At 72.5% G+C, this 13,500-nt stretch carries 10 protein-coding genes and 1 riboswitch; of the genes, 5 read left to right on the forward strand and 5 right to left on the reverse strand.

Going from position 1 to position 13,500, the window contains the following annotated elements; all coding sequences use genetic code 11:
* Window positions 1–68: 68 nt before the first annotated feature.
* The 3 genes from CNQ36_RS21690 to CNQ36_RS21700 are packed head-to-tail and all read left to right on the forward strand — an operon-like array spanning window position 69 to window position 2,473.
* The gene (locus tag CNQ36_RS21690; RefSeq protein ID WP_004926891.1) at window positions 69–1,361 is read left to right on the forward strand and encodes an ATP-binding protein; all 1,293 of its coding nucleotides are present in this window, start codon (window positions 69–71) and stop codon (window positions 1,359–1,361) included.
* The gene (locus CNQ36_RS21695) at window positions 1,358–2,071 is read left to right on the forward strand and encodes a LuxR C-terminal-related transcriptional regulator (protein WP_004926888.1); all 714 of its coding nucleotides are present in this window, start codon (window positions 1,358–1,360) and stop codon (window positions 2,069–2,071) included. Before CNQ36_RS21690 ends, CNQ36_RS21695 begins: the two co-directional genes overlap by 4 nt.
* Before the next feature lie 48 nt (window positions 2,072–2,119).
* The gene (locus CNQ36_RS21700) at window positions 2,120–2,473 is read left to right on the forward strand and encodes a hypothetical protein (RefSeq protein ID WP_004926884.1); all 354 of its coding nucleotides are present in this window, start codon (window positions 2,120–2,122) and stop codon (window positions 2,471–2,473) included.
* Window positions 2,474–2,490: 17 nt separating this feature from the next.
* On the opposite strand, the gene CNQ36_RS21705 is transcribed toward CNQ36_RS21700, so the two are convergent.
* A complete protein-coding gene (locus CNQ36_RS21705; RefSeq protein ID WP_121547209.1) occupies window positions 2,491–3,666 on the reverse strand; it encodes a C40 family peptidase in 1,176 nt (391 codons plus the stop codon).
* Between the two features lie 8 nt (window positions 3,667–3,674).
* Window positions 3,675–3,833: riboswitch (cyclic di-AMP (ydaO/yuaA leader) on the reverse strand.
* A 256-nt stretch (window positions 3,834–4,089) separates the two neighbouring features.
* On the opposite strand from CNQ36_RS21705, the gene pcrA reads away from it, so the two are divergent.
* The gene (gene pcrA / locus CNQ36_RS21710) at window positions 4,090–6,567 is read left to right on the forward strand and encodes a DNA helicase PcrA (protein WP_121547210.1); all 2,478 of its coding nucleotides are present in this window, start codon (window positions 4,090–4,092) and stop codon (window positions 6,565–6,567) included.
* Between the two features lie 44 nt (window positions 6,568–6,611).
* On the opposite strand, the gene CNQ36_RS21715 is transcribed toward pcrA, so the two are convergent.
* Together CNQ36_RS21715 and CNQ36_RS21720 are read right to left on the reverse strand one after the other, a co-directional pair.
* On the reverse strand, window positions 6,612–8,255 hold the full coding sequence (locus CNQ36_RS21715) for a M23 family metallopeptidase (RefSeq protein WP_121547211.1): 1,644 nt from the start codon (window positions 8,253–8,255) through the stop codon (window positions 6,612–6,614).
* 216 nt (window positions 8,256–8,471) lie between these two features.
* The gene (locus CNQ36_RS21720) at window positions 8,472–9,338 is read right to left on the reverse strand and encodes an esterase/lipase family protein (RefSeq protein ID WP_004926874.1); all 867 of its coding nucleotides are present in this window, start codon (window positions 9,336–9,338) and stop codon (window positions 8,472–8,474) included.
* Between the two features lie 413 nt (window positions 9,339–9,751).
* On the opposite strand from CNQ36_RS21720, the gene CNQ36_RS21725 reads away from it, so the two are divergent.
* Window positions 9,752–10,168, forward strand: a complete 417-nt coding sequence (locus tag CNQ36_RS21725; protein WP_004926871.1) for a coenzyme B12-dependent isobutyryl CoA mutase small subunit — start codon at window positions 9,752–9,754, stop codon at window positions 10,166–10,168.
* A 164-nt stretch (window positions 10,169–10,332) separates the two neighbouring features.
* On the opposite strand, the gene CNQ36_RS21730 is transcribed toward CNQ36_RS21725, so the two are convergent.
* Window positions 10,333–11,961, reverse strand: coding sequence for a DUF5691 domain-containing protein (locus tag CNQ36_RS21730; protein WP_121547212.1), 1,629 nt, complete (start codon window positions 11,959–11,961; stop codon window positions 10,333–10,335).
* Window positions 11,962–12,072: 111 nt separating this feature from the next.
* Window positions 12,073–13,428, reverse strand: a complete 1,356-nt coding sequence (locus CNQ36_RS21735) for an SWIM zinc finger family protein (RefSeq protein WP_121547213.1) — start codon at window positions 13,426–13,428, stop codon at window positions 12,073–12,075.
* Window positions 13,429–13,500: the final 72 nt, after the last annotated feature.

Below are 13,500 nucleotides of genomic sequence, written 5' to 3' on the forward strand. Positions count from 1 at the left end.
GGAGATCAGGGGAGTCTCCGGGGCCGACCCTGATGCTCCGGCACTTCGGGCGTGTGACCATCATTGGCATGTCGGAAGCCGCAGCAGCGCCAGTCGCCGAGCCGCGGCCGCCGCGCAAGCTCTACCGCAGCAGTGACGGACGCTGGCTCGGTGGTGTGGCGCGGGGGCTCGCCGGGCACCTCGGGCTGCCCGTGATCTGGGTACGTCTCGCCTTCGTCAGCCTGTTCATGGCCGACGGTCTCGGCGCGCTGCTGTACGCGGCGTTCTGGTTCTTCGTTCCCCTGGGCGTCGGCGGCGTGGACGCGCAGAAGCCGCCCTCGCTGGTGACGACGGAGGCCTCACCGGACGGCCGGCGCAGACTCGTCACCCGGAAACCGGACAAGGGCCAGATGGCCGCCCTGCTGCTCATGGTCGTGGTGGCCATGATCTTCGTGGGCAATGTGAACCTGAGCAACGGCGCCAGGGCCTACCTCTGGCCGACCGTGCTGGTCGGCGCGGGTGTCGCCCTGGTCTGGCGGCAGGCGGACAACGCCCGCCGGGCACGCTGGATGGAGGTCGGCCGTCGCCGCCGCACGGTCACGCTGCTGCGGGCCGTGGCCGGTGTGCTGCTGGTGACGGCGGGCGCCTCCGCCATCTTCGTCCTGCGCGGTTCCGGCAGCCACCTCGGCTCGGTGCTCCAGGCGGCGCTCGCCGTGCTCGTCGGCATCACCCTCCTCGCCGGCCCCTACCTCGTGCGCATGACCCAGGACCTCTCCGAGGAGCGCCTGATGCGGATCCGGGCGCAGGAGCGCGCGGAGGTCGCCGCCCACGTCCACGACTCGGTCCTGCACACCCTCACCCTGATACAGCGCAACGCCGACAACGCGGGCGAGGTGCGCCGACTGGCCCGCGCCCAGGAACGCGACCTGCGCGCCTGGCTCTACAAACCGGAGGGCAACGGCAAGGACGAGGACGACGAGCCCGCCACCCTCGCCGAGGCCGTGAAGCGCAACGCCGCCGAGGTCGAGGACAAGCACGGCGTCCCCATAGAGGTCGTGGTCGTCGGCGACTGCCCGCTCGACGAGAGAATAAGCGCGCAGATGCAGGCCGGACGCGAAGCGATGGTCAACGCCGCCAAGTACGGTGGCGAGGGAGGCGCGGTGCAGGTCTACGCCGAAGTCGAGGGGAAGAAGGTCTTCGTGTCCGTCCGTGACCGGGGCCCCGGCTTCGATCTGGACTCGATACCCGCCGACCGCATGGGCGTCAGGGAATCGATCATCGGCCGCATGGAGCGCAACGGCGGCACGGCGCGGCTGCGCGCGGTGCCGGACGGCGGCACGGAGGTCGAGCTGGAGATGGAGAGGGCGGAGAAGACGTCATGAGCGAGCCGACCGAGGCGAACGGAACGGAGCCGGCGGGGAGCGCCGCCGGGCGTCATGTGCGAGTCGTCCTCGTGGACGACCACCGCATGTTCCGCACGGGCGTCCAGGCCGAGATAGGCCAGACCGGCCAGACGGGCGTCGAGGTGGTGGGTGAGGCCGCCGACGTCGACCAGGCCGTCACCGTCATCACCGCGACCCGGCCCGAGGTGGTCCTGCTGGACGTCCACCTGCCCGGTGGCGGCGGTGTCGAAGTGCTGCGCCGCTGCGCCCCGTTGATGAGCGACGCCGAGCGGCCGGTCCGTTTCCTCGCCCTGTCCGTGTCGGACGCGGCGGAGGACGTGATCGGCGTGATCCGGGGCGGCGCCCGGGGCTATGTGACCAAGACGATCACCGGGACCGATCTGGTCGACTCGATCTTCCGGGTGCAGGAGGGGGACGCCGTCTTCTCGCCGCGGCTGGCCGGCTTCGTCCTCGACGCCTTCGCGTCGACCGACGCCCCGCCGGTCGACGAGGACCTCGACCGTCTCACCCAGCGCGAGCGGGAGGTGCTGCGGCTGATCGCCCGCGGCTACGCGTACAAGGAGATCGCCAAGCAGCTGTTCATCTCGGTGAAGACGGTCGAGTCGCACGTCTCGGCGGTGCTGCGCAAGCTCCAGCTGTCCAACCGCCACGAGCTGACCCGCTGGGCGACGGCGCGGCGACTGGTCTGACCGGGCCGGTGTCGGAGGGGGCGGGGCCGCTGGCTAGGCTCCGGCCCCATGGACGTACTCATCCACCTCTTCGTCGGTCTGCACATCATCGGCATCGCCTCGCTCCTCGGCGGCTTCCTCACCCAGATGAAGGCGATGGGGAAGGGCACCGCCCGCTTCGTCCCCGCGATGCTGCACGGCGCCCTGACGATGCTGGTCACCGGAGTGGTCCTGGTCGGCCTCAACCAGGCCCAGGACTACTCCGTCGACAACATCAAGATCGGCGTGAAGCTGGCCCTGCTGATCGTGATCCTCGGCCTGGTCTATGTGAAGCGCGACGAGGAGACGGTGGACAAGCGCCTGTTCGGCCTGGTCGGACTGCTGACCACGGTGAACGTCTTCATCGCGGTGCTCTGGACGTGAGCGCCGCCCGGCGCTGATCAGGCCGGGCGCACGATGCTGTGGATCGAGGACTCCCCGTCGTAGTAGACCGACTCCTCGCGGACGTACGCGCCGGGCTTCGGGGCGTGGATCATCATGCCGTTGCCGATGTAGATGCCCACATGGGTGATGTCGTCGTAGAAGAAGACCAGGTCGCCGGGCTGGGCCTGGGAGACGGGGACCGTCGTGCCGGCGTCGACCTGGTCGTAGGTGGTGCGCGGCAGGGTGACGCCGGCGGCCTTCCAGGCGGCCTGGGTGAGGCCGGAGCAGTCGTAGGAGCCGGGGCCGGTGGCGCCCCAGACGTACGGCTTGCCGATCTGCGCGCGGGCGAAGGCGATCGCCTTCTCGGCCTTGGCGGCGTACGAGGAGTCCGTCGACGTCGACGGTGAGGTGCCCGAGCCGGAGGACTCCGACGAGCCCGAGGTGCCGCTCTCCTGCTGAGCGGCCTCCTCCTGCGCCTTCTGCCGCTCCGCCTGCTGGCGTGCCAGCTCGGCGGCCTTGCGGGCGGCCTCCTGCTGCTTCTTCTTCTCGATCGCCGCGAGCCGCGCCTTCTCCTCGGCGGTCAGCTTCGCCATCAGCTCACGCGCGTCGCCGAGCTTCTTCTGGACGGTGGCCTTGGCCGTCTTCAGGTCGCCCTGGGACTCGGTGAGCGTCTCGAGGCTCTCGGTGGCCTCCTGGCGCTTCTTCATCGTCTCGGACTGCTGGGTGACGTAGTCGTCGACCGCGACCTTCTGGCGGCCGGTCATCCGGTCCATCAGCTGGCTCTGGTCGAAGATGTCCTGGGGCGTGTCCGCGAGGAGGAAGGTCGCGGTGTCGGGGATGCCGGCGCCGGTCCGGTACTGGGCGGCCGCGAAGGAGCCCAGTTCCTCCCGCGCCTCGTTGAGCTTCTGCGTGCGCTTGGCCACGTCGTCGAGGAGCGTGTCCACCTGCTTGCGCTGCTTCGCGGTCTTCTCCTTGGCCGCGTTGTACTTCTCGGTCGCCGACTCGGCCTGCCGGTAGAGGTCGCCGACCTTCTTCTCGACCTCCTCCAGGCTCGGCCTGTCGTCGTCCGTGGGGGCGGCGTTGGCCGTCTGGGACAACAGGGCCACGGAGGTCAGCGCGGCCGTGGCGAGGACCGGGGTCCGTATGCCTGCCACGCGCGGGCCGGGGGTGCGCGACTTGCGGTGCGACGCCAAGGGAGGCGACTCCTTCCATACTCCGCCTACCGGGTTAGCTGTCGGGTTCGGGCGGGTGGTGCTTCGGAAGGGTTGCCCTACGGCCGCTCCGTGAGGGAGTGGGCCGATTCACCCCAAGGTCTCGGTGGGTCCCCGGCTCCGGCTGCCGCGGTGGGCAGGGACGGACTCGGCGGAGGCCGCGCGGCCCGGCGACGTTCGCCGGTGGGGGTCGAGCGGCCCGCCCGCACCGTAGCCAACTCGTGTGGCCCCTGTGAAGGTTGATGGGTGATATGCCCGATACATTTTCGTGACCTGATCTTCCCGGTCACTCAGGGTGAGGCCGCGGTGCTGGAGGGTGCCCGCCCCGGCCGGCCCGCCGGAATCCCGGGGATGTTTCCGGGGCGGCCCCGGGTTGTCGGTGGGGCACCCTAGACTCGGAGAGCGATGAGCAGCCTCTTTGACGACAGCTTCCTGGCGGACCTCCAGGCCCAGCGGGGCCCCGCGGACGAGCCCCCGCCGCCGCCCGAGGACGAGCACGTGCCGGAGCAGGTTCCGGACGACCTGTTCGGCGGGAAGTTCGACGTGCCGCCGGAAAGGGACGCCTACTACAGGGACGGCGCCCCGCGCCCGGTGCTCGACGCCGCCGCGCTCCTCGAGGGGCTGAACGACAACCAGCGTGCCGCCGTCGTGCACTCCGGCTCCCCGCTGCTCATCGTGGCCGGCGCCGGCTCCGGCAAGACCCGGGTGCTCACCCACCGCATCGCCCACCTGCTGGCCGAGCGGCACGTGCACCCGGGCCAGATCCTCGCGATCACCTTCACCAACAAGGCCGCGGGCGAGATGAAGGAGCGCGTCGAGCAGCTCGTCGGCCCGCGGGCCAACGCCATGTGGGTCATGACGTTCCACAGCGCGTGTGTGCGCATCCTGCGCCGCGAGAGCAAGAGACTCGGGTTCACGTCGTCGTTCTCGATCTACGACGCCGCCGACTCCAAGCGGCTGATGGCCCTGGTCTGCCGTGACCTGGACCTCGATCCCAAGCGCTTCCCGCCGAAGTCCTTCAGCGCCAAGATCAGCAACCTGAAGAACGAGCTGATCGACGAGGAGGACTTCGCGGCCCAGGCCGCCGACGGTTTCGAGAAGACCCTCGCCCAGGCCTACGCGCTCTACCAGTCGCGGCTGCGCGAGGCGAACGCGCTCGACTTCGACGACCTGATCATGACGACGGTCAACCTGCTCCGCGCCTTCCCGGACGTCGCCGAGCACTACCGCCGCCGCTTCCGGCACGTCCTGGTCGACGAGTACCAGGACACCAACCACGCCCAGTACTCCCTGGTCCGCGAGCTCGTCGGCACCGTGGAGCACCCCGTCGACGTACCGCCGGAGGCCGAGGTGCCGCCCGCCGAGCTGTGCGTGGTGGGCGACGCCGACCAGTCGATCTACGCCTTCCGGGGCGCGACGATCCGCAACATCCTCCAGTTCGAGGAGGACTACCCGGACGCGACGACGATCCTGCTGGAGCAGAACTACCGCTCCACCCAGACCATCCTGAGCGCCGCCAACGCCGTCATCGAGCGCAACGAGTCGCGCCGCCCCAAGAACCTGTGGACCAACGCCGGCTCGGGCGCGCGGATCACCGGGTACGTCGCGGACACCGAGCACGACGAGGCGCAGTTCGTCGCCGACGAGATAGACCGCCTCACGGACGCGGGCGAGGCGAAGGCGGGCGACGTCGCGGTCTTCTACCGCACCAACGCCCAGTCCCGTGTCTTCGAGGAGATCTTCATCCGCGTCGGACTGCCCTACAAGGTCGTCGGCGGCGTCCGCTTCTACGAGCGCAAGGAGGTCCGGGACGTCCTGGCCTACCTGCGGGTGCTCGCCAACCCCGAGGACTCGGTGCCGCTGCGCCGCATCCTCAACGTGCCCAAGCGGGGCATCGGCGACCGCGCCGAGGCGATGATCGACGCGCTCGCGCAGCGCGAGAAGATCAGCTTCCCGCAGGCACTCAAGCGCGTCGACGAGGCGTACGGCATGGCCGCCCGCTCGTCGAACGCCGTGAAGCGGTTCAACACGCTGATGGAGGAGCTCCGTACGGTCGTCGAGTCCGGGGCCGGCCCGGCGACGGTCCTGGAGGCCATCCTCGAACGCACCGGCTATCTGGCCGAGTTGCAGGCCTCCACCGACCCGCAGGACGAGACCCGCATCGAGAACCTCCAGGAACTCGCGGCGGTCGCGCTGGAGTTCGAGCAGGAGCGAGGGGAGGGCGAGTCGGTCGCGCTGTCCGACTTCCTGGAGCAGGTCGCCCTGGTCGCCGACTCCGACCAGATCCCCGACGAGGACGAGGACGGCTCCGGCGTCATCACCCTGATGACCCTGCACACCGCCAAGGGCCTGGAGTTCCCGGTCGTCTTCCTCACCGGCATGGAGGACGGCGTCTTCCCGCACATGCGCGCCCTCGGCCAGACCAAGGAGCTCGAGGAGGAGCGGCGGCTGGCGTACGTGGGCATCACCCGCGCGCGGGAGCGCCTGTACCTCACCCGGTCGACGCTGCGCAGCGCCTGGGGGCAGCCGTCCTACAACCCGCCCTCGCGCTTCCTGGAAGAGATCCCGGCCGCCCATCTGGAGTGGAAGCGGACGGGGGCGAGCGCGCCCGTGTCGTCCGGTCGGGCGTCGGGCGTGGCGGCCTCGCTGTCGTCCTCCCGCTCCCGCTCGTCGGCGGCGGGCGCCTCCGGCTTCGCCACCCGGCGGACCGCTGAGAACCCCGTGGTGTCGCTGGCGGTCGGGGACCGGGTCACGCACGACCAGTTCGGCCTGGGCACCGTGGTCGCGGTGAAGGGCACGGGGGCGAACGCGGAGGCGACGATCGACTTCGGCGACAAGCCCAAGCGGCTGCTGCTGCGGTACGCGCCGGTGGAGAAGCTCTAGCCGTCCCGGCTGAGGGACCCGTCGTGGGCCGGGGCCGCCCGGTCCTACGACGGGTCGAGGCCGTGGCTGCGGAACCAGGCGAGCGGGTCGATCGCCGAGCCGCCGCCCGGGCGGACCTCGAAGTGCAGGTGCGGACCGGTGGAGTTGCCGGAGTTCCCGGAGAAGGCGATCGGGTCGCCCGCCTTGACGGCCGTGCCGGAGGGTACCTGGTAACTGGAGAGGTGGCAGTACCACGTCTCCGTGCCGTCCATCGCCGTCACGATCATCATGTTGCCGTAGGCGGAGTTGTACTGCGTGCGCACCGTGCCGTCGGTCGCGGCCATCACCGTCGCGCCGTACGACACGGGGAAGTCGATGCCGGAGTGCACGGACATCCAGTTGATGCCGGACTGGCCGTAGTAGGCGCTGAGGCCGTGCTGTGCGACCGGCAGCGCGAACTTCGGCCGCAGCCGCTCCTTGCGGGCAGCCTCCTCGGCGGCCGCCTTGCGGTCGGCCTCCTGCTGCGCCTTGAGGTCGATGCGCTCCTGGGTGCGGCTGGCGCGGTCGGCGAAGTCGTCGGCGCCGGCGGCGAGGCTCTCCAGCTGGGTGTCGAGCTTGATGTTTGCGGCGGACGGCTGCACCGGCGGGGCGTCCGCGGCGGTCGTCGTCGTCTCCTGGCCGCCCTCGTCGGTCAGGCCGCCGACCGAGGCGGCGGCGATGCCCGCGACGCCCATCACGCACGCCGAGGGCACGGCCACCGTCAGCAGCGCGGAGCGCTTGGCGGGCGAACGGCGGCGGGAACGGGACCCCGCGCGCGAGGCGGCGCGCGGCGACGGGGGAGCCGGAACGGTCTCCTCCTGCTCGTCGAGCAGGGCCACCGCGGGCATCTCACCGGTGTCGGCGGGCTCGGTGCCGGGGGTCTCGTAGGGCTCCTGGCCGTAGGTCTCGTAGGACGCTGCCTGCGGTTCGTAGGACTCGCCCTGCGGGTCGTACGACTCGGCCGACGGGTCGTACGCGTCGGGCGCGGGGGCCTGGGCGGTGGTCTCGCCGCCGTCGGAGTTCCACTGCGTGGCGTCGTAGACGCCGCTGTCGAAGGTCTGCGTGCCCCAGTCCCACTGCTGGGTCTGGTCGGCGGTGCCCCCGGCCTGCCCGGCCTGCAGCCACTCACCGGAGTCCCACTGGGCGCCGGTCTCCGGGGAGCCGGCCTGCGTGGGGATCGCCGTCATCGGCTGGTGGCCGGTGGTCCAGGCGGTCGCGTCGTAGCCGCCGGTGTCGTACCCGGACTGCTGCTGGGCCGCGTACGCGTCGTACTGCCCGGTCTCGTGTCCGTTCGCGGGCCAGTGCCCGGTGTCGTACGTGCCCGTGTCCTGGCCGGTGCCGGGGAGGTCACCGAAGAGGGGGTCGGTGGCGAAGCCTCCGGAGGTGTGGCCGCCGGTCCCGAAGTGGGTGGCGCCAAAACCGGTGGCGTCGTAGCCGCCGTACGTGGTGAAGTCGCCGTACTGGGCTTCCTGGGAGCCGTACGACGCGTAGGGCGCCGAGGCGGCATCGGAAGCCGGAGCCGGGGCCATTGTCCCCGACGGGTGACGGTCGTTCACCAACTTCTCTTTCGCCTCGACAACAGGGGCTGCCAGAGCAGTGCGGCGACTGTACCCGGCGGTACGCGGGCACGACAATCTTCCGCAGGTTTCACGCGCGCAGGAAACGGGCATTCGGCCCTGTTTTGGCGGACGACGGGCGCGGTCTTGGCTCTATGTTCGAGATTTGTTCGAGAAGGTGATCGGTCGACGGCGGCAAGTGGGCCGTCCCGGACCGTTGTTGTTCGGATTTCCGCCGAGGGCGGAGAGGTTCCCCCGGGTCGCCACGAGGCGCCGGTGCCGGGCGTGTCGCGCCGGCGCCTTCACCCGGCCGCCGGGCCGGGACGGCGGTCAGGCCACGGTGAGGCCCGACGGCCGGCCGGTGGACGGCTCTCCGGGGCGCGCCGTGTCCAGGGCCTCGCGGATGCCGGTCGCCACGGCCGGGTGCACGGGCAGGGCGAGGTGGCCGACGCCGCTCACCCGGACGTTCGCCGTCGTCAGGTCGGGGTGCTCGATGCACGCCGACTCCAGCGGGTCCATGATGTGGTCCAGGTCGCTCCAGAAGGCGACGAAGTGCGTACGGCAGCCCGGCGCGGGCTGTGCGAGCTCCTCGAGCACCGGTGAGCCGGGGCGCATCTGGCGCACGATCGGGTGCGCGTTGGCCAGCGGCGCGACGCGGGTGCCGGAGTGCGGGGTACCGAGCGTGACGAGCGTCCGCACCCGGGTGTCGCCGCCCAGCCGCTGCACGTAGTACCGGGCGATGAGACCGCCGAGGCTGTGGCCGACCACGTCGACCTGACGGCTCCCCGTGCGTTCGCACACCTGCTCTATGTGCCGGCCGAGCAGTTCGGCCGCGATGCGGATGTCACAGGTCAGCGGCGAGTAGTTGAGCGACTCGATCTGCTGCCTGCCGTGCTGCGCGAGGCTGCGGCGCAGCAGGACGAAGACCGAGCGGTTGTCGATGAAGCCGTGCAGCAGCACCACGGGGGGCCTGGCCTCCCTCGGCAGCTTCGCGGTGCCGCCCGGCGCCGGCAGCTCGGGACTGCCGCCCCGGCGCTCCTGGACGATGCCCGCGGGGTACAGCAGGAGGTGGCCCGCCAGGATCGCCAGCTCCAGGGCGGTGGCCTTCAGCAGGGCCAGGGAGAGATCCGCCAGCCGGGTCGGCAGAAGACGCCGGCAGAGCGGCAGGAAGGGGAGTGCTGCCTGGGTGACCTTCATGGCCGACCTCCTGTCGGCACGCGGAAGGACAGCCCTGTCCCCCGTGTGCCCTCATGGGAAATCGCTACGAGAGCGGTCGACGGTGCGCGCGTGCGGTGTGTCGAGGGGGCGTGGTGGCGCGGCGACCTCGGTTCGAATCCCTTATGCGCATGTTCCCACCGATGCCCGAGTGCCGCACGGGCACGCGGTGTGGGGGCCCCGGAGGCCGGGAACGCTGCGCGGTGAACGTGTCCCACCGTGTGATTTGCCCCTCCCTGTGCACCGTGAAACTGCCGGTTGCGGGATGCTGGAGATAACGTTCGTTCACTTCTCCGGCCGGTTCGGGCCGGGAGGACCGAGCGATGTGCGCGGCATGACGGATGTGTGCGGTACTTGTCGGTACGGATGGATGTAGTCGCTTCATGGAGGCAGTGATGGGTGTGGCAGCCGGTCCGATCCGCGTGGTGGTGGCCAAGCCGGGGCTCGACGGCCACGATCGCGGGGCCAAGGTGATCGCGCGGGCGCTGCGCGACGCCGGTATGGAGGTGATCTACACCGGGCTCCACCAGACGCCCGAGCAGATCGTCGACACCGCGATCCAGGAGGACGCCGACGCGATCGGTCTGTCCATCCTCTCCGGGGCGCACAACACGCTCTTCGCCGCGGTGATCGAGCTGCTCAGGGAGCGGGACGCGGCCGACATCCTGGTCTTCGGCGGCGGCATCATCCCCGAGGGGGACATCGCGCCGCTGAAGGAGAAGGGCGTCGCGGAGATCTTCACTCCGGGGGCGACCACGGCGTCCATCGTGGACTGGGTGCGGGCGAACGTCCGTCAGCCCGCGCAGGCGTAGGCCGGTTCGGTGCCGCCCCGCGCCGGTCCGGTGTCGGGGCGAACCGGGGAGGGGCCGCGCGGCCCGGCGCCCGCGGGGCGCCGTCGCGCCCGCCCTCCCCTTCGTCTCACCGCTGCCCGCGGGTGCGGGGGCGCGCGGGGCGGGGGTCCGGTCGGGCAGCGTGGTCAGCTGGTGGCCGGGGCCAGTTCCCGCAGCATGGCCGCGCGCAGGCGCAGGGTGGTGACCAGGCGCTGGAAGGCCTCCGACCAGTAGCCGCCGGCTCCGGGTGAGGCGTTCTCCGGCTCGTCCGGTATCGCCAGGAGCGCGTCGAGACGGCCGGCCTCGGACGGGTCCAGACAGCGTTCGGCCAGGCCCATGACTCCGCTGAAACTCCATGGATAACTCCCTGCGTCACGCGCGATGTTGAGCGCGTCGACCACCGCCCGCCCGAGGGGCGCGGCCCAGGGCGTGGCACACACCCCGAGCAGTTGGAACGCCTCGGACAGGCCGTGTGTCTCGATGAACCCGGCCACCCACTCCGCCCGTTCGGCGGCGTCCAGGGTGCCGAGCAGCTTGGCGCGTTCGGCCAGGGACACCGCCCCCGGACCGCCCGCCTCCGGCGCGGAGGGCTCGCCGAGCAGCGCCCGGGACCATGCCGCGTCGCGCTGCCGCACCGCCGCCCGGCACCAGGCCGCGTGCAGCTCGCCCTGCCAGTCGTCCGCCACCGGCAGCGCCACGATCTGCTGGGGCGTCCGCCCGCCGAGCCGCCGCGACCAGCTGCCGAGCGGCGCGGCCTCCACCAACTGACCCAGCCACCAGGACCGTTCGCCCCGGCCGGCGGGGGCCTTGGCCAGCACGCCGTCGCGCTCCATGCCCGCGTCGCACTCGTGCGGGGCCTCCACGACGATCTCCGGGACGTCCCGCGTGCGGTCGACGGCGACACAGGCCCCGGCCCGGACAGCCATCCGTCCGGCCAGTGCCGAGCCGGGCAGCGCCGACAGCAACTCCGCCGCCGTCGCCCGGACGTTGCGGCTGCGGTCGGCCAGGGCACCTTCGAGGAAGGGCTCGTCGTCCGGGCGCAGTCCGGCGCGCAGCGAGTCCAGGAACATCAGCCGGTCCTCGGCCCGCTCCGTGGCCCAGGTCGCCGCGAGGAGGTCACGCCCGGCGGCCGGATCGCGGGAGCGCACGGCGGTGAGGAGGGCGACCCGTTCGGCGAAGAGGCCCTCCTGCCAGAGCCGCCGTATGCCCTCCGTGTCGTGCGGACCGGGCACGGAGGCGCCGCCGCCGGGAGTGGAGCGCAGGGCGAACCGCCAGTCCGGGTTGAGCCGGGCCAGCCACAGTGCGCGCGGCCCCGCGAACCGCAGCGCCGCCGGACGCAGGTCCGTGCGTCCGCGCGCGGCGTCCAGCAGGGCGGGGAGCTCCGCGGGCGGCGCGGCGAAACCGCGGGCGTTCGCCGCCGCCAGCCACTGCGGAAGCAGCTCCATCAGGTCGGGCGCCGTGCCCCGGCGGCCTCCGCCGGAGGCGCCGGGGCGGTCGGCGAGCAGCATCGCGAGCCGGCGCGCGGCCGCGGGCGGCAGCGGAGGGCGCGAGTCGTCGGGGGCGGGCCGCGGACGCTCCGCGGACCGCGCGGGCCGCAGACCGGCGCGCCGCCGTACGGTCTCCACGGCCGCCGCGTCCAGCAGGGCCGACGGCGCGTCCGGCCCGGGCGCGGAGCCCGCAGGTGTGCGGCGGTCCGTGCCCAGCAGTGCCGTGGTCACCAGCTCCTCCCAGGTGGCCGGGAGGGACGCGTCCACGGCGGTGGTCGTCCTGCTCATGAGCTTCCTTTCCGACGGGCGTCCCGGTGCGGTCGAAGACTCACCCGCACCGAGTGTCCAGTGATGCCCGAAAGATTCCTGGGGCTGATGTGACCGGGAGCCGCGCACCGCTCAGCACAGCGGCACCGCCTCACCCGGCCCCTCCGGCCATGCCGCCAACGGAGTGAATCCCTGGTGGCCGCACTCGCCGAAGACCCGGACCGGGGCGCCGCCCGACAGCGCGACCAGGCGCCACAGGCCGGGACGGGACCGCGCGGCCGGGGTGAGCGGGAGCGCCGTGTCCTGGTCGGCGTCGGCCAGCTGCCAGCCGTCACCGTCGGGAGCCGGTATCACCCGGCCCAGCGTCACCGGGACCGAGTCCAGCCAGGGGTCGTCGCGCAGCGCCTCGCCGTAGCCGGCCAGCGCCCGGGCCGTAGTCGTCCCCGCCGGCCGCACCGGGGTCGGCGCGGGCGCCGCGAACCGCTCGCCGAGGGCCACCCGCGGCTGCCCCGCGCCCGGGTACCCGGACAGCTCCGCGTCCAGGGCCAGCCCGACCGGCAGCGCGAGCTCCGGGGCGCGGCCCGCCGCACCGTAGGACAGCAGCAGCGCCGTGCGCCCCGAGTCCGTGCCGTACAGCCAGACACGGCGGGTGGTCAGCCGGCCGTCCGTCGTGTCGTACTGGGCGAGGACCAGCCAGCGGTCCCGCACCGGAGGGCCGTCCGCCGGCGCGGGCAGGCCGACACGGGACCGGACCGTCGCCGCCAGGCCCTCCGGCAGCAGCTCCCGGCGCAGCCAGCCGCGGCCGAGGAGGTGCAGCAGCGCGCACTCCTCGAGCAGCCGCACCGGCCAGCCCGGCCCGGTGCCCGGCAGCGCCCCCAGCTCCCGGACCCGGGACGCCAGCCCCGGCGCCTGCGCGTCGACCATGCGGGCCGCGGTCTCCTCCCACAGGCCGTGACCGGACCGCTCGGCCGACGCCAGGCCGCCGCGGAGCAGATCCGTCAGCCGCTGCTCCAGCTCCGCCGCGCCCGCGGTGACCCGCTCGGCCCGGCGCTCCGCCCTGCGCCGCGCCGCCTCCGGGTCGGCGGCACCCCTCCGGGCGCCCGCGTCGTCCGGGCCCCGTCGCCGTTCCGTCCGCGTCCGCCGCTCCGCGCTCCACTGCTCGGCCCACTCCGGTGCCTCCCCCCGCGGCACCGCCCGGTCGCCGGCCGACCAGAGCAGCAGCAGACCGAGCGCGTGCTTGCACGGGGCCTTGCGGCTCGGGCAACTGCACCGGAACGCGGGCGCGGAGGCGTCCGCGAGGTCGACGACCGTCCGGTACGCGGTGGTCCCACTGCCCTTGCACAGCCCCCAGACCGTCCCCTCGACGGAACTGCCGGTCTCGGACCACGGGCCGGCCGTGCCGAGTCTTCTCCCCGCTGTGCGTGACGCGGAGTCAGGCGCCAGTGCCAGCACCTGGTCCGCCGTCCAGCACACCCCCTGCTGAGTCATGCCACCGAAACTAGATCCCGGCACTGACAATCGGCCTGGCGACAGCATCGGTGCAGGTCAGAGCGATTGTCA

The organism is Streptomyces fungicidicus (genome assembly GCF_003665435.1).
Classification (GTDB): Bacteria; Actinomycetota; Actinomycetes; order Streptomycetales; family Streptomycetaceae; genus Streptomyces; species Streptomyces fungicidicus.